Annotated in this window: 18 protein-coding genes and 1 pseudogene; 6 read left to right on the top strand and 13 right to left on the bottom strand. The window is 64.1% G+C overall.

Annotated features, from left to right (window positions below; translation table 11 throughout):
- Window positions 1–70: 70 nt before the first annotated feature.
- The 4 genes from ACYVRZ_RS02680 to ACYVRZ_RS02665 all read right to left on the bottom strand — a co-directional run bounded on the left by ACYVRZ_RS02680 (window position 71) and on the right by ACYVRZ_RS02665 (window position 6,445).
- Entirely contained in the window at window positions 71–1,291 is a 1,221-nt protein-coding gene (locus ACYVRZ_RS02680; RefSeq protein WP_461224572.1) for an MDR family MFS transporter, read from the bottom strand.
- A 285-nt stretch (window positions 1,292–1,576) separates the two neighbouring features.
- Window positions 1,577–2,791 carry an MFS transporter gene (locus ACYVRZ_RS02675; RefSeq protein WP_461224570.1) on the bottom strand — a complete coding sequence of 405 codons (1,215 nt, stop codon included), beginning with the start codon at window positions 2,789–2,791 and terminating at the stop codon, window positions 1,577–1,579.
- A 196-nt stretch (window positions 2,792–2,987) separates the two neighbouring features.
- The gene (locus ACYVRZ_RS02670) at window positions 2,988–3,515 is read right to left on the bottom strand and encodes a transcription repressor NadR (protein ID WP_262315990.1); all 528 of its coding nucleotides are present in this window, start codon (window positions 3,513–3,515) and stop codon (window positions 2,988–2,990) included.
- 191 nt (window positions 3,516–3,706) lie between these two features.
- Window positions 3,707–6,445 (bottom strand): HAD-IC family P-type ATPase, encoded by a 2,739-nt coding sequence (locus ACYVRZ_RS02665; RefSeq protein WP_461224569.1) that lies wholly within the window; start codon window positions 6,443–6,445, stop codon window positions 3,707–3,709.
- A 287-nt stretch (window positions 6,446–6,732) separates the two neighbouring features.
- On the opposite strand from ACYVRZ_RS02665, the gene ACYVRZ_RS02660 reads away from it, so the two are divergent.
- From ACYVRZ_RS02660 to ACYVRZ_RS02650, 3 genes are all read left to right on the top strand, one after another.
- Window positions 6,733–8,946 carry a copper-translocating P-type ATPase gene (locus ACYVRZ_RS02660; RefSeq protein WP_461224568.1) on the top strand — a complete coding sequence of 738 codons (2,214 nt, stop codon included), beginning with the start codon at window positions 6,733–6,735 and terminating at the stop codon, window positions 8,944–8,946.
- A 772-nt stretch (window positions 8,947–9,718) separates the two neighbouring features.
- Entirely contained in the window at window positions 9,719–11,068 is a 1,350-nt protein-coding gene (locus ACYVRZ_RS02655) for a TrkH family potassium uptake protein (RefSeq protein WP_461224566.1), read from the top strand.
- 29 nt (window positions 11,069–11,097) lie between these two features.
- Window positions 11,098–11,745: a potassium channel family protein gene (locus ACYVRZ_RS02650; RefSeq protein WP_461224565.1), complete on the top strand. Its 648-nt coding sequence runs from the start codon at window positions 11,098–11,100 to the stop codon at window positions 11,743–11,745.
- Window positions 11,746–11,971: 226 nt separating this feature from the next.
- Here ACYVRZ_RS02650 and ACYVRZ_RS02645 read toward each other — a convergent pair whose 3' ends face one another.
- Complete coding sequence (locus ACYVRZ_RS02645; RefSeq protein ID WP_461224563.1) at window positions 11,972–12,298, bottom strand: AzlD domain-containing protein; 327 nt, start codon at window positions 12,296–12,298, stop codon at window positions 11,972–11,974.
- Entirely contained in the window at window positions 12,288–12,995 is a 708-nt protein-coding gene (locus ACYVRZ_RS02640) for an AzlC family ABC transporter permease (RefSeq protein ID WP_461224561.1), read from the bottom strand. Before ACYVRZ_RS02640 ends, ACYVRZ_RS02645 begins: the two co-directional genes overlap by 11 nt.
- Window positions 12,996–13,474: 479 nt before the next feature.
- On the opposite strand from ACYVRZ_RS02640, the gene ACYVRZ_RS02635 reads away from it, so the two are divergent.
- Window positions 13,475–14,671, top strand: coding sequence for an acyltransferase (locus ACYVRZ_RS02635; protein WP_461224559.1), 1,197 nt, complete (start codon window positions 13,475–13,477; stop codon window positions 14,669–14,671).
- An 83-nt stretch (window positions 14,672–14,754) separates the two neighbouring features.
- On the opposite strand, the gene ACYVRZ_RS02630 is transcribed toward ACYVRZ_RS02635, so the two are convergent.
- Complete coding sequence (locus tag ACYVRZ_RS02630; RefSeq protein WP_461224557.1) at window positions 14,755–15,693, bottom strand: 2-dehydropantoate 2-reductase; 939 nt, start codon at window positions 15,691–15,693, stop codon at window positions 14,755–14,757.
- Window positions 15,694–15,782: 89 nt separating this feature from the next.
- On the opposite strand from ACYVRZ_RS02630, the gene ACYVRZ_RS02625 reads away from it, so the two are divergent.
- On the top strand, window positions 15,783–16,235 hold the full coding sequence (locus ACYVRZ_RS02625; RefSeq protein ID WP_461224555.1) for an NUDIX hydrolase: 453 nt from the start codon (window positions 15,783–15,785) through the stop codon (window positions 16,233–16,235).
- A 597-nt stretch (window positions 16,236–16,832) separates the two neighbouring features.
- On the opposite strand, the gene ACYVRZ_RS02620 is transcribed toward ACYVRZ_RS02625, so the two are convergent.
- From ACYVRZ_RS02620 to ACYVRZ_RS02595, 6 genes and pseudogenes are all read right to left on the bottom strand, one after another.
- Complete coding sequence (locus ACYVRZ_RS02620) at window positions 16,833–17,294, bottom strand: phage tail protein (RefSeq protein WP_461224554.1); 462 nt, start codon at window positions 17,292–17,294, stop codon at window positions 16,833–16,835.
- On the bottom strand, window positions 17,291–17,755 hold the full coding sequence (locus ACYVRZ_RS02615) for a VOC family protein (protein WP_461224552.1): 465 nt from the start codon (window positions 17,753–17,755) through the stop codon (window positions 17,291–17,293). Before ACYVRZ_RS02615 ends, ACYVRZ_RS02620 begins: the two co-directional genes overlap by 4 nt.
- Before the next feature lie 218 nt (window positions 17,756–17,973).
- Window positions 17,974–18,510, bottom strand: coding sequence for a helix-turn-helix domain-containing protein (locus ACYVRZ_RS02610; protein WP_461224551.1), 537 nt, complete (start codon window positions 18,508–18,510; stop codon window positions 17,974–17,976).
- Window positions 18,511–18,581: 71 nt separating this feature from the next.
- Window positions 18,582–18,899, bottom strand: coding sequence for a hypothetical protein (locus tag ACYVRZ_RS02605; RefSeq protein WP_461224549.1), 318 nt, complete (start codon window positions 18,897–18,899; stop codon window positions 18,582–18,584).
- Window positions 18,892–19,515, bottom strand: coding sequence for a sugar O-acetyltransferase (locus ACYVRZ_RS02600; protein WP_461224898.1), 624 nt, complete (start codon window positions 19,513–19,515; stop codon window positions 18,892–18,894). Before ACYVRZ_RS02600 ends, ACYVRZ_RS02605 begins: the two co-directional genes overlap by 8 nt.
- Before the next feature lie 81 nt (window positions 19,516–19,596).
- A pseudogene (locus ACYVRZ_RS02595) lies at window positions 19,597–19,818 on the bottom strand (DapH/DapD/GlmU-related protein); the annotation flags it as partial.
- A gap of 396 nt (window positions 19,819–20,214) precedes the next feature.
- On the opposite strand from ACYVRZ_RS02595, the gene ACYVRZ_RS02590 reads away from it, so the two are divergent.
- Window positions 20,215–20,345 (top strand): ATP-binding cassette domain-containing protein (locus ACYVRZ_RS02590; protein WP_461224896.1); only part of this gene is annotated, 131 nt, incomplete at its 3' end.

Raw genomic sequence — 20,345 nt, 5'->3', positions numbered from 1 at the left:
CCGTTGGTCGTCCGGCCTGCGCCGTTGGTCGCACGGCTTGGGCCGGGCTTCGCCGCGGCCGCGGCCGCCGTCAGTCCGCAACCACGCGCCAGGTGGCGGCCTTGTGAACCAGCACCACCGCGATCAGCACCAGCAGGCCCATCAAGGCGGCCATGCCGCCGTTGCCGATCACCGCAGACAGGGTCACCCCGAAGCCGGCGATCATCGCCGACAGCGGCCCCACCGTGGTCCAGGCGCCGGAATACGCGCCGACCTTCTCGGGATCCATCAGATCCGCTCGCAGCGTCTGGCTCGGCGGCACCGCGATCATCTCGCCGATGGTCTGCACCACCGCGTTGAGCACCAGCGGCCACAGCGAGTTGAGCAGGAAGGACACGCCGGTCGCCCCGCCCAACAGCAGCGTTCCGAAGGCAAAGGCGCGGCTGGTCGACCATTTCTTGGTCAGCCGCGTCATCAGGGCCATCGTCGTGACAATCAAGATGGTATTGACCAACGTCAGCACCGACAGCATCCGCTGCCCGTAAAGTGAAATGCCGAACAGTGTGACGGTGTGAAAATCGCGGTCCAGATGCACGGGCAGGTAGGACATCGGCTGGTTGAAAATCACCTCAACCGCAAGCGACCCGGTGAAAAACACCATGAAGCGCCGGTCGGCCAGCACCTGCGTGTAGCTTCTCACCATGTGCCACAGCGAGCTTGTCACCTCCCCGGTCGGCACGAAGGTCTCGCTCATCGCAAACCGCACGACCAGCCAGGTGACCACCGCCATCAGCGCCATGCCCAGCATCAGCTCGAACAGCCAGTCGCGGAAGAACCAGCCGCCGATGGCCGAACCGATCATCACCGAGATGTTCATGATCCAGTACAACAGCGCGTAGATGAAGCGGCGGTTCTCGCTGCTCGACACGTCGATCATCATCGCCTGGGCGGCCGGATCCTCGAGGTTGCCGCCGATCCGCGCCAGCAAGAAACCGGCGAAGGTCAGCCACGGGGACGTCCCCAAGGGCGAGTTGGCCAAGGCCGCGATGCCCAGGCCGACCGCCATCAGCCCGTCGCCCCACAGCATGATCGGCTTGCGACCATGGGCGTCCGACAGGTGGCCGCCGAACAGTCCGGCGACAAGCCCGACCCCAGCGGCCACGGCCAACAAAAGCCCCGTGGTCGCGGCGCCAAAGTACCGGGCGTAGTAGATCGCCATGTTCGGCATGATCGTGCTGCTCAGCAGCACACTTAAAAAGACGGTCGCAATCCGCAGGCGGATGTTGCGATCGAGGTTCATGAAATCTTTCATTAGTTGTCCTCCGGCAAGGGCTTAACTATAGCACTCGCCGCAGGGGCTCGCCACCACTGTTTGGCGCCACGCAAAAAGCGCCGTCGCCAGGACGTCGCTTCGTGAAAAAATTGCTGAAAATCGGTTGAACCGGCCACACGCTCCCGCTCGGTCGCGGTCTTCGGTCCGGCGTGTAACTTGGTTGCGCGGCCGCGGTGGCGCGTTTGCGAACGGCGGTCGGGGCCGCCACGGGGGGCCTTGCAAACCCGCTCGCCGCACCGGCCCCGACCGCGGCCGAGAACGCCGTCAGTCGAGCTTTTCGCCCATGGTTTCCGTGCCCAGCGCCAGCACCGCCACGACCCCGATCAGAATCGCCACGGTGAAAATGCCGAAGATCAGGCCGAAGCCGACGTTGGCCGCGACCAGGCTGCCGACCAGAAGCGGGCCGACGATGCCGCCGATGCGGCCGACCCCGGCCGCCATGCCGGAGCCGCTGGAGCGAATGACGCTCGGGTACTGCTCGGGCGAGTAAGCGTAAAGCGCCCCCCAGGCCCCGAGGTTGAAGAACGACAGCAGCATCCCGCTGGCCATCAAAGCCGGCAGGCCGGTGGCCAGGCCAAAGCCCAGGGCCGCCAGCGCGGTGCCAACCAGGAAGGTGGCGAGGACCTTCTTGCGGCCCCATTTTTCGATCAGCCAGGCCGCGACGAAGTAACCGGGCAGCTGGGCCAGCGTCATCACCAGCACGTAGCCGAAGCTGTTGATCATCGAGTAACCCTTGAGCACCATCACACTAGGCAGCCACAGGAACATGCCGTAGTAGGAGAACACGACCATGAACCACACCACCCACAGCATCAACGTCGCCTTGGCGTACTTGCGCTGCCAAAGCGCCGTCAGCGCCTGGAAGAAGCCAGGCTTCTGATGGGTCTGGGCCAAAAAGGCCGGCGATTCGTTCAACCCTTCACGGAAGTACAAGGCGTACAAGGCGCAAAGCCCGGTCAGCACCATCGCCACGCGCCAGCCCCAGTGCGGAATCACGAAGTAAGACACCACCGCCGCCAGCAGCCAGCCGGCCGCCCAGAAGCTCTCCAGCAGCACGACGGAGCGGCCGCGGTGCTTGGTCTCGACGCTTTCGGACACCAAGGTCGACGCCACCGGCAGCTCGCCGCCCAGCCCCGCGCCGATGATCAGCCGCAGCACCATGAACATCGCGTAGCCCGTGGCCAAGGCGCTGGCCGCCGAGCCCAGCGAGAACAAAAGCAGCGTCACAATCAGCACCGTCTTGCGGCCGATGCGGTCGGCCAGGATACCGAACAGCACGGCGCCAATCGCCATGCCAATCGAGCTGACCGAGCCAATCCAGCCCATCTGCACCGCGTTAAGGCCCCACTCGCCCTTGACCGCGGCGATCACGAAGGACAGCATTCCAACGTCCATCGCGTCGAACAGCCAGGCGACCCCGACCCCTGTGACCAGGCGAACCGGACTCGCCGGCTTCGTCGTCGTCATTTCTTTTGCCATCGTTTTCCTCCCATACCCGGCGCCTTTGCGCCGCTGCCTGAACATTTCCCGGGAAATAATTGCGACTGTCGCGACTCCCACGTCTTGACATCTTATGCCTCAGTATTTTCCTCGCTGGCCACGGATTTGTCAACTTTTTCACGAAGTTTCTGCAACGCAACAAAAAAGCCCCGCGTAAACGCGAGGCGGTCGGCCCTCAGCTGAGGCCCTTGGTGTCTTCGTACAAGAAGCCCTTGGCGCGAAGGGCGTCCTTGATGGCGGCCAGCTGATCCGGCGTGTCGTAGCCGATGGTGTGCAGGTGAACGCCGTCGGTCAGCTCGGACAGCAGGTGGCCTTCGCGCTGGCGCAGGTGACCCATGAACAGGTTCACATCCGTGCGGGTGCGAACCTGCAGCTGGCCCTTGATCTGGCCGTAAACCGGGTGTTCGACCAGCACGTCGAGGATGGCCCCGCCCAGGTCGACCACCGTGTTCATCTCCTCACGCGCCTGCTCCGGCGTGTGGCGGCACACGATGACGGCCTCGTGGCGCGGCTTTTCCTCGTACTGGTAGCCCTGCGGCGTGGCGATGATGGCCTCGCCCTGGGCCCGCATCAGCGCGATGTCGCCGACCACGGTCTGGCGACTGACCCCGAACCGCTGGCCGAATTGGTTCGCGGTGATCGGTGCGTTGTTATCAGCTAAGGCGGCCCGGATTTGGGCCTGCCGTTCAGCACTCGTTAGCATCACATTACCCCCTGATCTCTGCTTGGCGGCTTTCGATTCCGCCGTTCACTGGTATATTACCGCAAAATCGCGCCGTGCAACAGACGCAAAAGGCGGTCCCTGTGAGGAGACCGCCTTTTGGGCTAGTGTCGGGCCGCCGGGCTGCGGCGGCGCCGCGTTCTTTGGCTGGGTGGCCCGAACGCTCGCCGGCGTCACCCCGCCAACGGCGGGTGACCGGCCGCTGCTGCGGCCGCGGCGACCGCCGGCGACTTTTCGGCCGAGAGCTTGCGCAGCCCCATGCGAATGATCTTGTCGATTTCGGTCACCACTAAGGTGATGAAGCCGATGGCCACGGCGATGCCCCACTCGCGCAGGGTCATCGGTGCCGTGACGAAGACGTGTTGCATGAACGGAATGTAGGTCAACGCCAGCTGCAGCGCCATCATCGCGCCGATGATCGCGAAGGCCATCGGGTTGGTGAACAGCTGCTTGGAGAAGGCCAGGGCGTGGGTGCGGATGTTGAACAGGTAGAAAATTTTGCCCAAGATGATGATGTTGACCATCATCGTGCTGGCCGTCGCCGCATCCACCAGGTGGTTGTCCAGCAGGTAGTCATGGGCAAGCAGGCCCAGCCCCGAGATCATGATCGAGACGTAGATCAGCTGGAAGACGTCGTGCTTGTTCATCATCGACACGCCGTTGCGACGCGGCGGCCGGGTCATGATGCCGGCCTCGGCCGGCTCGAAGATGAAGGCCAGCTGGATTGTGATGGCCGACACCATGTTGATCCAGAGCATCTGGCTGGCGTTCAGCGGCATGTCGTCTTGGGTCAAAATGGTGAAGGCAATCACGAGGCCCTCGGCGAAACTGGTCGGCAAAAGGAACAGGATGCTCTTTTTGATGTTGTCGTAGATTCGGCGACCCTGCGCGATCGCGCGTTCCATCGTGGTGAACTTGTCGTCGGTCAGGATCATGTCGGCGGCGTCCTTGGCCACGTCGGTCCCGGACTTGCCCATCGCCACGCCGATGTCGGCCTTCTTCAGGGCCGGCGCGTCGTTGACCCCGTCGCCGACCATCGCGGTGACGTTGCCGGCTTCCTGCAGGGTGGTGATGATGGCCAGCTTGTCGGCCGGCGTGGTGCGGGCGAACACATCCGCCCCCACCATGGCCCGGCGCCGGTCTTCTTCACTCATCTCGGCCAAGGCGGTCCCGGTGACCACCACCGGCGACTCGGCCAGGCCCAGCTTCTTGGCGATTGCCAAGGCGGTGTCCGGGTGGTCACCGGTGATCATTTTCACCTTCACGCCGGCGCGGCGCATGGTGCGAATCGACTGGATGACCTCCTCGCGCGGCGGGTCGATGATGGCCGCCAAGCCGAGGAAGGTCATGCCGCTTTCGCAAAAATCGGTGTCGATTTCGTCAACCGTGCTTGGCACGTCGCGGCTGGCCACGGCGATCACGCGCTGGCCGTTTTGGCTGTACTGCTTGGTCAACGCCAGGTAATGCGCGGCGTCAAAGTCCGGATCGGCCGCCGTCGCCATCGGCAGCACCTTGTCCGGCGACCCCTTCAGGTAGACGCGGCGGGTGCCATCCGGCAGCTCGACCAGCTTGGCCATGAAGCGGTAATCCGAGTCGAACGGCAGCATGTCCAGTTCTTCACCTGCCGGCTCGGATGTGTTGCCTTTGTAATAAGCGGTCAAAAAGGCGCCGTCCGTCGGCTCCCCGTTGATCTGGTAGTCGCCGTCGATTGCGGCCAGCGTCGTGTCGTTGGCCTGGAACCCGGCCGTCAGCAAGGCGGCGAGGTCCTCGTGATCCGCCGGGGTCACCGTGGTTTCGGCGAGGCGAAAATCACCGGTCGGCGCGTAGCCGGTGCCGGTCACGGCGTAAGTGTGCTGCGGGGTGACGATCTGGGTGATGGTCATCTCGTTTTTGGTCAGCGTCCCGGTCTTGTCGGTCGCGATGATGTCCACGGAGCCCAGCGTTTCAACCGCCGGCATCGTCTTGACGATGGTGTTCTCCTTGTGCATCAGCTGCTGCATGCCCCGGGCCAAAACCACCGCGGTGGTCGCCGGCAGCCCTTCCGGCATCGAGCCGACGATCATCGTGACCACGGCCAGCGCCAGGGTCCCCAGCGTGTAGTGGCCGGACCACCAGCCCAGCCCGAACAAGAGGACGGCGGCGATCAAAATCCCGTAGGACAGGCCGGAGCCCAGCCCATCGAGTTCCTTCATCAAAGGCGTCTTGCCCTTGCGAACATCGGCGACGGCCTGCGAGATTTTACCAATCTCGGTGTCTTGGCCGACCGCGACCACCAGCCCCATCCCGGAGCCGGAGGCCACCGCCGTCGAGGCGAAGGCCATGTTGGTCTGCTCGGCCAGCGGGGTGTCGGCCGGCAGGGCATCCACTTGCTTGTCCACCGAGTTGCTTTCCCCGGTCAAGGCCGACTCCTGAATCGACAGGTTGTCGACGTCGAACAGGCGCAGGTCGGCCGGCACGTTGTCGCCGGCCTCAAGAAAGACGACGTCACCCACGACCAGCTCGGCGGTGTCGACATCGACGCGCTGCCCATCGCGGTAAACCGTCGCAGTGTGGGCCAGCATCTGTTTGATTTTCTCCAGCGCGTTGGACGCGTTGGCTTCCTGGTAATACCCAATCACCGCATTGATAATAATAACCAGCGCAATAATAATTGTATCCGTCGTGTGGCGCATCGCGATCGTCATAACCGCGGCCCCAATCAGGATATAAATAATTATATTATTGAACTGACGGAGAAAGATGACCCACTTCGGGGTTGTGTGCGACTGCAAGGCGTTCGGCCCGTTCTCGGCCAGGCGGCGCTTGGCCTCCTGGCTACTCAGGCCAGCATCCAAGTCCTCAACGTGTAACTCCTCCTGCAGCGAGGCAACCTCAACGTGGGTCATCGGCCTCTGTTCAGCGGGATCGTCCATATACCATCATCCTTTTACAATTTATTTAGCTGTCCGTGCGTTGCCGCCCGGTTCTCATTCCTTAATTTTACGGTACGGCTAATTTTTGTGCAAGTGGTCAAATTTAGTTATTATAGCGCTTTATTGAACGCCGCCAAACTTGACCCACCCGCCGGCCAAACCGCACACTAAAAGGAGGCACATCGCCTCGATTGCGACACCGAGTTATTCTGTTGACAAATGTAAACAACGTGGTAAGCTGGACTTGTGGTTTACAATCGTAGACAATAGCGACAGGAGGATCCGTCATGACAGCGAAGCACAATCCGACAAATAAACACGACGTGGCCGACATGCACCACGACCACGAAACGACGACCAGCGCCCACGCCGCCCACCCGCACGAGATGGCCGGGATGGACATGGACCACGACGACCACGGCATGGCCGGCATGGACATGGACCACGGCGGTCACATGCCCGACATGCCCGGGATGAACATGGGCAACGGCGGCCACACGCATCACGCGGCCGGCGACGACATGCCCGGCATGAACATGGGCCACGGCGACCACATGGGCAACTTCAAGCGGCGGTTTTGGGTGTCTTTGGTCGCCGCGCTGCCGGTGTTCGTGCTGTCCCCGTTCATGGGGCTCCACCTGCCGTTTCAGGCCAGCTTCCCCGGCTCGGACTGGGTGGTGCTGATTCTGGCCAGCTTCCTATTTTTCTGGGGCGGCCAGCCGTTTTTCAGCGGGGCGAAGGCGGAGCTTAAAGCCAAAAGCCCGGCGATGATGACCCTGATCACGATGGGCATCGGCGTCGCTTACGGCTACAGCCTCTACGCGTTCGTCGCCAATCACTTCCTCGGCGGCCGCCACGTGATGGACTTCTTCTGGGAGCTCGCCAGCCTGATCGTCATCATGCTGCTGGGCCACTGGATCGAGATGGCGGCGACCATGAGTGCCGGCGACGCGCTGGCCGGGCTGGCCAAGCTGCTGCCGGGCGAGGCGCATGTGCAACAGGCCGATGGCACCACCCAAGACGTGCCGCTGGCCGCCCTGACCACGGGCCAGTCCGTCGTGATTCGCGCCGGGGAAAAGGTGCCGGCGGATGGCACCGTCACCGCCGGCCAAAGCGCGGTCAACGAGGCGCTGGTGACCGGCGAGGCCAAGGCGGTGGCCAAAACTGTCGGCAGCCAAGTCATCGGTGGCGCGGTCAACGGCGACGGGACGCTGACGGTGACGGTGACCGGCACCGGGGAAACCGGCTTTTTGGCCCAGGTCGGGCGGCTGGTCAGCCAGGCCCAGGCCGAAAAATCCCGGGCCGAAACCGCGGCCGACCGCGTGGCGAAGTGGTTGTTCTACGCTGCACTAGGCGTCGGGCTTGTGGCCTTTTTCGCATGGTTGGCCGTCGCCGACCTGAACGTCGCCCTCAACCGCCTGGTGACGGTGCTGGTGATCGCCTGCCCCCACGCCTTGGGCCTCGCGATCCCGCTGGTGGTGTCCCGCAGCACCAGCCTGGCCGCGTCGCACGGCCTTTTGATCCGCAACCGGCGAGCCCTTGAGCAGGTTCGCCACCTGGACGTGGTGCTGATGGACAAAACCGGCACCCTGACCGAAGGCGTGTTCAAGGTCAACGCGGTGCGGTCCCTGACCCCCAAGCACTCAACGGACGCGGTGCTGACGCTGTTCGCCCAGCTTGAGGCGACCTCAAGCCACCCGCTGGCCAGCGGCATTCTGACCGCCGCCAAGGCCGCGGGGCTCGCCGCTCCCGCCGCCACGAACGTGCAGACGGTGCCAGGCGTCGGGCTCACCGGCACCATCGCCGGGCAGGACTACGCGGTGGTGACCGCAAGCTACCTGCGGCGGTCGCACCTGGCTTTTGACGAAAAGCAGTTCCAGCAGCTGGCCGCGGCCGGCAACTCGGTCAGCTACCTGACGCAAGGCGACCAAGTCCTCGGCCTGGTGGCGCAAGGCGACCAGATCAAGCCACGGGCCCAGGCGCTGATCGCGGCGCTGAAAAAGCGCGGCATTCAACCGGTGATGCTGACCGGCGACAACGCGCCGGCGGCAGAGGCCGTCGCGGCCCGGCTCGGCGGCCTCACCGTGCATGCCGAGCTCAAGCCGGCCGACAAGGCGCGGCTGGTGCGGGAGTATCAGACCCAAGGCCACCGCGTGATGATGGTCGGCGACGGGGTCAACGATGCACCGAGCCTCGCCTCGGCCGACATCGGCGTGGCGATCGGCGCCGGCACCGACGTCGCGATCGAATCCGCCGACGTCATCCTGGTTCGCAGCGACCCGCAGGATATTTTGAACTTCCTGAACCTCGCCCAGGCGACCAACCGCAAAATGACCGAGAACCTCTGGTGGGGGGCCGGCTACAACATCGTCGCCATCCCCCTGGCGGCCGGGCTGCTCGCCGGCGTCGGCATCGTCTTGAGCCCGGCGGTCGGCGCGATCATCATGTCGCTGTCGACCGTCGCGGTGGCGGCCAACGCGCTGACGCTGCGGCTCAGGTAGGCGCGAGGCAGTGGGCGGCGCAAGGCGATAGGCGGCCGCCGGGGCCGGAAGCCGAGGCGAGGTGCCGCCAGAGACCGAGGCAGGGCCTGAAATCGAGGCGGCGCCGGAAGCCGAGGCGGCACCGGAAACCGAGGCGGCCACCAGGGCCCGAAACCGGGGCGACGCCTGCAGTTCGCAACCGCCGCGCCACCGTTTTTCACGCAACCGCCGCAGAATCTTGACGCACCGACCACAGATTCTTCACAGATCGCCGGTAGTATAGGAAACATAGAAATGAGCCAGCCACTTACTTCTACCCCAACCACTTTTCTTCATCTTGGTCCTCCCAGACCACATCCAAACTCCTTCGATCCGTCCCCCTAAGCGGATCCACTTCAAACACGGTCCTCCCAGACCAACCAATCAGTCCCCCTAAGCTGAATTGGCCAACACCCCCGCTGCCCGAACAGCGGGGGTTGTTTGTGCAAAAAAGGCCAGCACTTGCCGCGAGCTTTGCAAAATCTTGACTTCCTCAACACAGTTTCTTCACAATCTCCCTGTAGTATAAGCAACATAGAAATGAGCCAGCCACTTACTTCTACAACCCCTAACCACTTTTCTTCATAAGCTGTTGGTCCCACCCCTAATACGGGCCAACAAACTTCTTCATATCCAACTCCTTCCTTGATTCGTCCCCCTAAAACGAATCAACCCTAACTGACCCCGCCGCTGGCGGGGTTTTGTTTTGCCCTGAAGTTTGCTACATTGGAACTAAACGCAGGGAGGCGACGCATTGACGCACAAGCACTGGCACCTATCCGCCGCACAGGCGATTCTCATCAGCTTTGCCGCGATGATTGCGGTCGGCACCGCGCTTTTGGCGCTGCCGGTGGCGTCGCAAAACGGCCAAAGCGTCGGCTGGCTCAACGCGCTGTTCACCGCCACCTCCGCCAACTGCGTGACCGGCCTGGTGGTGGTCAATACCGCCCAGCACTGGACGCTGTTCGGTCAGCTCGTGATTTTGGCCCTGATCCAGCTCGGCGGCATCGGCTTCATCACCATCGTCACCAGCGCCTTGATCGTGTTTCGCCGGCGCATCGGGCTGCGCCAGCGGCTGACCATCCAGACCATGTTCAACCAGCAGACCCTCGGCGGCATGGCCGGGCTGGTCAAGCGGGTGCTAAAATACACCGCCGCGATCGAAGGCGCCGGCGCCGTCTTGCTGACCGCCGGCTTCCTGGCGGCCGACCGCGGCTACGGGCTGGGGGAGGCGCTGTGGTACGGCGTGTTCCACGCGGTGTCGGCCTTTTGCAACGCGGGGTTCGACATCGTCGGCACCCACTCCTTGGCCGACTTCACCGGCGACTGGCCGCTGCAGCTGACGTTGATGGCGCTGATCACGCTGGGCGGCCTGGGTTTTCCGGTGCTGCACGAGCTGCGCTTTCACTGGACCCACCGCAAGCGTCGGCTGAGCGTCCACACCAAGCTGGTGTTGAGCGTCAGCCTGGCGCTGACGCTCGGCGGCACCGCCTTATTCGCCCTGCTGGAGTGGCGCGGCGCCTTCGCTGCGTTCAGTCCCGCACAAAAATGGCTCGCCGCGGCCTTTGAGTCTGTGACGCTTCGCACAGCCGGCTTTGAAACCGTCGGCCAGGCCCAGCTGGGCGACCTGAGCAAGCTGGTCGCCTGCGCCTTGATGTTCATCGGCGGCTCCCCTTCCGGCACCGCCGGCGGCATCAAAACCATCACGCTGGCGGTGCTCGGCGCCGCGGTGGTGTCGGCGCTGCGCGGCCACGCCCAGCTGGTGATTTTCCGCCAGGCGTTGCCCGTGGCCGTGCTGCAAAAGGTGCTGGCGATCGTCGGCACCCTCGCTGGTGTGGTCGCCGGTGCCGTTGTGGTGTTGCACTTCACCGAACCCGGCACCGCGGCCTTGGACCTCTTGTTTGAGGTCACCTCGGCCGCCGGCACGGTCGGTTTGACCACCGGCATCACGCCGGCGCTGTCCAGTGCCGGCAAGCTGGTGCTCGCCTTATGCATGTTCATCGGCCGCCTGTCGCCGCTGACGCTGGCCGTCGCCTTGAACACCCGCCTGGACGCGCATCCCCACACCATCGCCTACCCAGAGGCAAAAGTCATCGTCGGCTGATTGCCGCCGGCCACTCTAAGGAGGACAACATGTTCCACGTGAAACCGCAAACAGCTACCGCCTTTGCCGTGTTCGGCCTCGGCCGCTTCGGCACCAGCATTGTTGAGCACCTCGCGGCCGCCGGCGTCGAGGTGCTGGCCGCCGACCGCGACCTCGCACGGGTCGAAGCCGTCGCCAACCTGGTCGACTCCGCCGTCGCCGGCGACGCCAGCGACCCCGAATTTCTCGAACGCGTGGCGGTGGCGCATTTTGACGTCGTCGTCTTCGCCATGGGCGAGGAGTTCGAGGCCAGCATCCTCGCCACGATGACCGCCAAGGAAATGGGCTGCCCCCGCGTGGTGGTCAAGGCCCTAGACGCCCGGCAGGCCAAAATCCTCCGCCGCATCGGCGCCGATGAGGTCGTGCTGCCCGAGGTCGAAATGGGCGCCAAGGTGGCCAAGAGCCTGGTCAACCCCAACATCGTCGACGTGCTGGACCAAGTCGCCGGCATCGGCATCGCCGAGCGCCACCCGGACGCCGCCTGGGTCGGCCAGACCCTGGCCGAGGCCGACATTCGCCGCAGCGCCAAGGTCGAGGTGATCGCCTTGATCCGCGACGGTCGCCCCCAGGTGCCGGTCAACAGCGACACCATCCTGCGCGAGGACGACATCCTCCTGACGCTGGAGTCGCCCAAGTGAGCCACCGAGCAGCTGGCGCCGCGGCGCATGTGAGCCCGTGAGCGGCCGGCGGCTGCGAGCCGCAACGGACCACGGACTGCGAGCCGGGTCAGGCCGCCGACCGCTTGGGGCCACCTCGGCAGTTCACTGCGACGACGCATGGCCAAAACCCAAATCAAACGCAAAAATCGCCCGGAATTGGTTTTCACAGACCAATTCTGGGCGATTTTGGCGTCTATCGTGGGGGCTAGAACCCAAACAGCCGCAGCAGCGCCATCGCGACGACGCCGACCACCACCACCGCCAGCAGGCTCTTGGTCAGGATTGCCGTGGCCACCGCCGGCAGGGACGCGACGGCGTTCTCCCAGTTGATGCCGGGCCACTGGCCGGGGCGGGACACCAGCAGGCTTTCCACGAAAATCGCCGTCAAGATCGCCACCGGCACGAAGCTCAGGAACTGCAGCAGCCACTGCGGCAGCGCAACGGCCTTGACCAAAAGGAACGGCACCACCTTCAAAAGCCACATCGCGACCCCGCAGACCACAATGGTCGATACCACGTAACTAGTGGCCATGATTTTCCACCACCATTCCAAACAGGCACCCGGCCACCGTCGCGATCAGAATCGCCGTGGTTCCCGGCACGAAACGCATCGCAACCACCATCGCGACGGCGACGAAGGCGGCGACTTCGAGGTGGCGAACCAGCGGCTTGCTGCGGTCGGTGATCATCTGCAGGTACAACAGGCCGATGAACATCGCCACGGCGGCGAAGTCCAGCCCCAGCGCCTGGGAATCCGGCACCAGGCCGCCGAGCATCGCGCCGACCACCGTCGCCGCCGCCCAGACCAGGTAGGCGGTCAAGTTGGCCGCGTGGAACCACGCCGGCCGCAGCACCCGGCCCGTTTTATTCAACTTATTCATCGATAACGCGAAGGTCTCGTCGGTCAAAAGCGTCCCGATCAGCACGTTCTGCCAGGTCGGCTCGCGGCGCAGGTACGGCGCCACCGTCATGCTCATCAGGCTCATCCGGGCGTGAATCAACACCGCCGACACCAGCATCGCCCCGATCGGGCTGGCGCTGGCCAGCATCGTCGCCAAAACGAACTGCACCGAGCCGCCGTAAACCACCAGCGACATCAACAGCACCAGCCACACGCTCAGGTGGTTGGTTCGCGCGACGATGCCAAAGGCCAGCCCGACGCCGATGTAGCCAAAAACGGTGGGTAGCACATCCCGCAGTCCCGCCTTGAAACTCAATTCTCCAGTCATCCGCTGCCTTCTTCCCGTGTCCATTCGCACGAACCGATTAGCAACTAGTTTACCGAACTGACAGCCAAAAGCAACCGCCAATCGCGGCGGCGTCGCGGTTGGCCGCAACGGAGTGGCCGGTTGGCCGCAACCTGGCTGGTGATCCGGCGCCAACGGCTCGGCGGCGGTCGAGCAACGCAGGTCTCGAGGTGGCAACAGCGGCTCAACGCCGGCTGTTTCGAGGCGGCGACGACTGCGGAGCCGGGCGGCAGCGGAGGCCAAGCCGGGCAGCAATAGTGGAGCTGTGTGGAGCTGTGCGGCGAAGGCGAGCGGCGGCAGCGAACCGGCATCGTGAACCGGCATCGCGAACCGGCATCGTGAGGCAAGGCGCATTGTTGGCGCGACCGGGCGGCGTTTTTCACAAACTCCGCCGTTTTTGGCCACATTTTGGGCACAGCCGCCCCGTAACGTGGAGGAAAAGCCCAAAAGGGAGTGCCGCCATGTCGCCTGCCAACCGTCCTTACCTGCATGCGCTGGACCTGATGCGCGTGTTTTTCATCTGCGGGGTGCTGCTCAACCACACCACCACCGCCTTCATCCAGCAGCTTTCAAGCGCCAGCACCGCTCGCACCGCGCTGCTCGGGACCCACCTCACCATTCACTTCACCCGCATGGGCTTCATGTTCCTCACCGGCTACGTGCTGACCTACCGCTACCGCGGCACCCGGCGGTGGGGGCACTTTTTCGCGCGGCGCTTCACCGCCACCGGCCTGCCCTACCTGGCCTGGAACGCGCTGTACCTGGCGCTTGCGGCGCTTGGCGGCGGCGGGTTGGCCTACCTGAGCCGCAACGCGGCCGCCGCGCTGCTGCACGGCAACCAGTTTTACATGTACTACCTGGTGATCACCTTCCAGTTTTACCTCGCGCTGCCGCTGGTGCTGCGCCTGTTTGAGCGGGTTTCCCACCACGGCTGGGTGCTTGGCGTCAGCTTTTTGCTGCAGCTGGCCGCCGTCTTCTGGATCAAGTACCTGATGCCCGGCGTCGACCGCAGCCAGTGGCTGTGGTGGTGCCGCGCTTACGGCATCAACTGCCTGTCCTACCAGTTCTACCTGCTGCTGGGCGTCTACGCGAGCTTTCACCGCGCCGCCTTCACCGCCTGGTGCCAGCGCCACCTCGCCGCGCTGACGGCCTGGGCGGTGGGGCTGGGAATTCTGACGGTGCCTTACTACTTCCTGAACAAAAGCTTGCTCGGCCTCGATCACACTCACGCGGTGTCGCCCCACCAGCCCTTCATGCTGGTCTATGACACCGTCGTGATTCTGGCGGTGTTCGGCTGGGCTGAACGCGGCGCCGTCGCCCGGGCCGGCTGGCCGCGGTGGTTGCGCCGCCTGATTCACTTGGGTGGCCTGGCAAGCTTTGGCGTCTACCTCGACCAGACCCTGGTGCTGGCCGGGTTGCGCGGCGCCTTGACCGCAGCCAACCTGCCGGATTGGGCCCTGGTGGCGGCGCTGCCGCTGGGCTACGCCGCGGTGGTCGCCGCGAGCTTCGCGCTGGCCTGGGCCCTGCTGCGTTTGCGGCCGCTGGCGTGGCTGGCCGGCCGCCCCGCCTGGCAGCCGGCGGATTACCCCGAACAGGTCGTCGGGACCGGCGCGGTCGCGGTGACGGACCGCGTTGCAGCGACGCCTGGGTCGCGGTGACGCCTGGGTCGCGGTGACGCCGCCATCCAGCCGCTAAGGCCACACGAAAAGGGCCGCCGCGGCGGTCCTTTTCGTGTTGTGATTCACTTAGCTCCGATCAGCTGCTCCTTGGCGTGGATCAGCTGGGTCAATAGCGCGTTGTAAGGCGTGGCGACGCCGTACTTCTCACCTTTTCGCACCACGGCGCCGTTGATGAAGTCGATTTCGGTAATGCGGTGGTTGACGACCAGGTCCTGGTGCATCGACGGGTAGTGGCCGGCGATGTTGGCCGTGAAGGTCGCGGCCACGTGGTGGTAGATTTCCTCTTGGTCGAGGTTAAGACCCTCGTGCTCGGCCACCGCCGCGAACTCGGCGATGATTTCCCGCAAAAAGGTCTCGGCCTGGGCCGTTCGACCCAGCTCACCGATGTTGCAGTCGAGCAGAGCGCAGAGGCTGTTCAGGGTGCCGTTGACGCAGGCCTTGCGCCAGATCGAATACTTCACGTTTTGCGAGTACTTCGGGTTCAGGCCGGCCTTGGTGAAGGCGTTCACGACATCGAGCGCGAACGGCTCGCCGGCCGGGGCGAAGTTTTGCAGCTCGACTTCGCCGGAGCCTTCGAGCTTGACGTGGCCCGGGCCGGTCATGCCGGCGGTCCACATCGTGATGCCCAGAATCAGGTGGTCCTTGGGCACGAAGCGCTCGAGCACGTCCTCGTGCCCGATGCCGTTGAGCAGGCACAGCACGTACGTGTCTTTGTGAATGATCGGGCGAATCTGCTCGAACATCGACGCCAACTGGTTGGACTTGGTGAAGGCGATGATCAAGTCGGCGGAAACGCCGCTTTGGTCGATTTCACTCGGCGAGTAAATCGGCAGCTTGGCCACCACGTGCTCGCCGTTCAGCTCGGCCTGCAAGCCATCTCGGCGAATCGCGTCGATGTTGGCCTGCCAGCCGTCGACCAGCGTGACATCGAAGCCGGCGCCGTGAAGCGCCAGGGCGAACCGGCTGCCCATGCCGCCGGCGCCCACTACTGTGATTTTCATCAGATAACCCCCTCTTTCTGCCTCCATTCTAACACGCCTGTTTTCAAAAACGTTATGATAGTGGGAGACAACACAAGGAGGAACGCGCCATGACCTATGGCTACATCCAAAAAATTCGCAACCTGGTCGGCCACACGCCGATCATCCTGAACTGCTGCGGCGGCATTCTGCTCAACGACCGCCACGAGGTGCTGCTGAACTTGCGCCAAGATACCGGTAACTGGAGCCTGCCCGGCGGCTACCTCGAGTACGGCGAGGGCTACGCCGAGGCGATGGTGCGGGAGTACCGCGAGGATTCCGGCATCGAAGTTCGCGTCGTGCGGCAGCTGCACCTGTTCGACAAGGGCGAGACCCGCTACCCCAATGGTGATGTTGCACACACAATCGCGATGCTGTATCTGGTTGAGCAAACCGGCGGGGCCCCCTTGACCCAGGCGACCGACGAAACCGTCGCGGTCAAGTTCTGGCCCTTCGACGCCCTGCCACCGCTGCTCAACCAGCAAAACGCCGACATGCTGGCGTATGCCGCCACCCACTGCTGAGCGGTTGCACCACACAGTCGCCGAGCCGCCCGTTTTCCTGGCAACAACCGGGTGAATCGGGCGGTTGCGTTGGGTCACGCAAAAAGCGCCGGCAGGCCTGCCGGCGCCGGACGCGCCGAAGCCACCGCGGGTCCTAGAACCCCGGCAGCCTCGGTATTTTTGCTGATTCGTTGCAATCTTGCAGGATTGGCCTCGGCGTGGTGCTGCGTTCAAGGCCGGTTGAAACAAGCCACGCGCCGAGGCTCTCCGCAGCTACCTCGCAAGCGAGTAGGAGAGACAGTGAGACTGCGCGTGGGTGGTGGCGTACACCCTGGTATTCGGTCCCATCGAGGGGAGCCGTAACGCGAAAACACGTGTGTTGAAAGCCAGGTTCGGCTTGGTATGGGCGGGGGTACTGGAGATGCTTATGCTCCGGCCATTCCCCCTGGGGCAGTGGCATTGCGACGGCCCTGTCCGGGAGCCGCCTCCCTGTCCTAGAATAATCATCCAAAGTCAGTGTAAACCCTCTCATTTTATCCGTCAATTTTTAAGCTTGCTTGCGTCGGACCACCAAAAAGGCCGCTCGGCGTGAGCGGCCCTGCCTGTCCAGCTAGCGCATCAGTACGTGCCCTTGATCACGAAATAGCTGCCGCGGATGGTGCCGGCGAGCTTGGACTTTTGGCGAGCGAACTTGAACTTGTCGGCCAAGGCCGCCGGCGCCGGCATGCCGGCGCTCAGCTTGAAGCCCACGGCGCGTTTGCCGCCGTCCTCAAGCGTCCACAGCACGTTGAGGCACAGCCCGTCTTCGTAGAACACGTAGGTGTAGCGGATGCCTGCGACCTCAAGCCGGGCGACCTCGAGCGGCTTGGCTTCGATCACCACGTCACGTTCGCTGAGGATGGCAGCCACATAGTCCAGCCAGTCCGGATGCGCCGCGGCCGGCTCGGTAACGAACGCCGCCTTGTACTTGTTCCAGAAGTACCGCGCCTCGTTGGCTCGCAGACCGGCCAGGGCCGGGGCCACCGGCGAGGTTTCCAGGCCAACGAGCGAGACGGTTTTGAAATCCACTTGATAGCTCATTTTTGCTCCTCCGCCGGGCGGTTGGACCACGGCTGCGCGTGTAGCATCCAGGTCACACCGAACTGGTCGGTAAACTGGCCCATTTTGCCACCCCAAAACTGCGGTGCGTAAGGCATCGTAACCGTCACCTGGCCCTGCAGCCGGGCCCAGAGGTCATCCGCCGCCTGGGCACTGGCCGGATCCTCCGAATTGACGTCCAGCTGCAGGACAATCTGCTGCTGGGCCGGGGCCGCGGCGCCGTTGAAGGCGTCGGCGCATTCCACCTGGGTCCCCAGCACCCGAAAGCCGCCGTGCATGGTCAGGGCGTCCAGGTCCTGACCAGCCGGAATGCCGAACTGACTGGCCTGCTCGGGCGTCGGGCTCAGGCGGTAAACGTCGGTGGCGCCAAAAACGCGCTGGTAGTACGCCAGCGCCGCCTTGGCGCTGGGATAGGCGATGTACGGAATCAACTTGGCTTGCATGTGACCACTCCAATCTGTTTGGGTGTCCCCATCATGAGCGCTTGCGCAACGGGTGTCAATCACAACCGAGTCAACCGGCCAAAAAGCGCGGCACCACCGCTTAAAAATGCGATGGTACCGCGCCTTTTTGGCGTTATTGCCCGGGAAATAGTCGGGCCGCTGCGGCAGCGCCGCTGCGAAACCGGCAGGCTCCCGCCGGTGATATTGCCCGGGAAATATCACCGGGAAAAGACGGCTTGGCGGCTGTAGCGCAGGTAGTGGCGCAGCATCTGCCACACGTACAGGGTCAGCCGCAGCACCGGCTGGTACAGCGCGATGCCGACGCCGGCCAGCACCGCGGCGAACGCGAGCTGGTGCCACGGCACCGCGTAGCCCAGCAGGTTGGCGCCGATCACCAGAAGCGGCGACACGACGAAGCTGACCTCGATGGCCCAGGCGGTGAGTATCAGACTGCCGATTACGCTGACGACCGCCAAGGCGACGATGATGTCAAACCAGATCAGGCCAAACAGCGCCATCCAATTGATTTTGTGCATGTTGACTTCCTCCTTTTTTGCGGCGGAAGGACCGACCAAGGCGTCCAGACTGCAGCCGTACAGCTGACACAAGTCGCTAAGCGCGTAGATGTTGGGCAGCGTGTGGCCCTGCTCCCAGCGCGACACGGTCTGCCGCGTGATGTACAGGGCCTGCGCCACCGTTTCCTGGCTCATGTTCGCGGCCACTCGCGCCGCCTGCAGGTTCGCACCCAAAGTCATGTCTCCCACCTCCAAGAGAAAGTATCCACCGCCGCGGCCGGCTTGCCCAGCAACAAGGCTGTTACATGCCGTCACGCCGGGGTTGCGCCGGGCCAAAACCGGCGACTCGCCCAGGTCAGCGCGGTCACAATCAGCACCACCGGCGCCAGCTGAACGGGGCAAAATAGCGCGGACAGGGCCTGGGCGGCGGTGGCCGGTGCCGCCGGCCAGCGGGTCTGAAGCCCCCACAGCAGCACGATCGCCGCACCGATCACCAGGCCAGGGGCCAGTTCGCCGTGCCACAACAGCGCGGTCAAGGCGTTGTCGGCAATCAAAAAGCCGGCGGCGCCCAGCCCGATGACGGCGCTGACCAGCAGGCCGAACGCCCCGACGGCCAGGCGTCTACGCATTCACGTTCCCGATCGCGTCCCAGTCGATGCGGCGGTCCTTGTAGTAGAACTCATGGTCATGCGCGTTGACCTGGCGCAGCACCTTGGCGGGGCTGCCGACCGCCACCACGTTGCTCGGCAGGTCGTGGGTAACCACGGCACCGGCCCCGACCACCACGTTGTCGCCGATGGTCACGCCGGGCAGCACGATGGCGCCGGCACCGAACCAGCAGTTGCGCCCGATCACAATCGGCAGGTTGTACTGGTAACCCTGGGCTCGCAGGCTGGGCTCGACCGGGTGGCCGGCCGTCGCCAAAACGACGTTGGGGCCAAACATCGTGTTGTCCCCCACGGTGATCGGCCCGTCGTCGACCATCGTCAGGCCGTAGTTGGCGTAAATCGCCTTGCCGAACGTGCAGTGGTGACCACCCCAGTTGGCATGCAGCGGCGCTTCAATGTAGCAACCTTCCCCAATCTGGCCGAACATGGCCGCCAGCATTGCGGTTCGCTTGCTTTGCTCGGAAGGCAGCGTCTGGTTGTACTTGGCCTGCAGGTCCTGCCAGTGCATCTGCTCCTTCATCAGGGCCGCGTCGTTGGGCAGGTACAGGTCACCATTGCTCAGTTGTTCCATTTTCATTGTGAAATCCGCTTCTTTCTTCAATATTCTGGCGGGAACACCGCCAATCCGGCTGCTGGCCGGCACATCACGGTCGACCACGCTGCCCGGCGCCACCCAGGCCCCATCGCCGATGGTCACGCCGGGCAGCACCGTGGCGCCGACGCCCAGCACACAATCGGCGCCGATTCGCACCGCCTGGTTGTGGACGTAGCCGGCCGCTCTAAGCGCCGGCCACACCGGATGGGCCCCGGTGGCGACGGTCACCCGGGCGGCCAAAACGGTCCGGGCCCCGATGGTAATCGGGCCGTCATCCACCAGCATCACGCCGTAGCCGATGCGGACGCCGGCGCCGAGCCGCACATGAGCCCCGCCCCAGTTGGCGGCTAAGGCGCCGGCCACGTGGCAGCCCGGCCCGGCCGCCGCGAACAGCGCCGCGTAGGCCGCCTGGCGGTTCGGCGCGGTCGGCGCAAGCGCGTTGGCTTGCGCCAGGCGGTCCTGGCAGGCCAGCTGAGCCTCAAGCATCGCGTGGCCACTCGGATAATACAGCGACCCATCGGCCAATTCCGGAAATTGCATACGCTCACCTCTGCCCCATTGTAACCGATGTCAGCGAGCGGTTCGAGGAGAACTACAAAAATGCTAAAGAATAAAAAAATAGTAATGACTTGCGCCGTCACCGGTGATATGATGAGACCAAAATGAGTATGGGGTGAGAATTTGTTAACCGTCAAAAACCTAACCTTCGCCTTCCACGACAAGCCGATTCTCGACAACGTCGCCTTTGACCTGCAGGACGGTCAGGTGATCGGTCTGGTCGCCCCCAACGGCACCGGCAAGACCACGCTGCT

The sequence above is a fragment of the Lacticaseibacillus suihuaensis genome, from assembly GCF_054785075.1.
The sequence above is the reverse complement of the archived record's forward strand: the minus strand, read 5'-3'. Positions and strand labels throughout refer to the sequence as shown.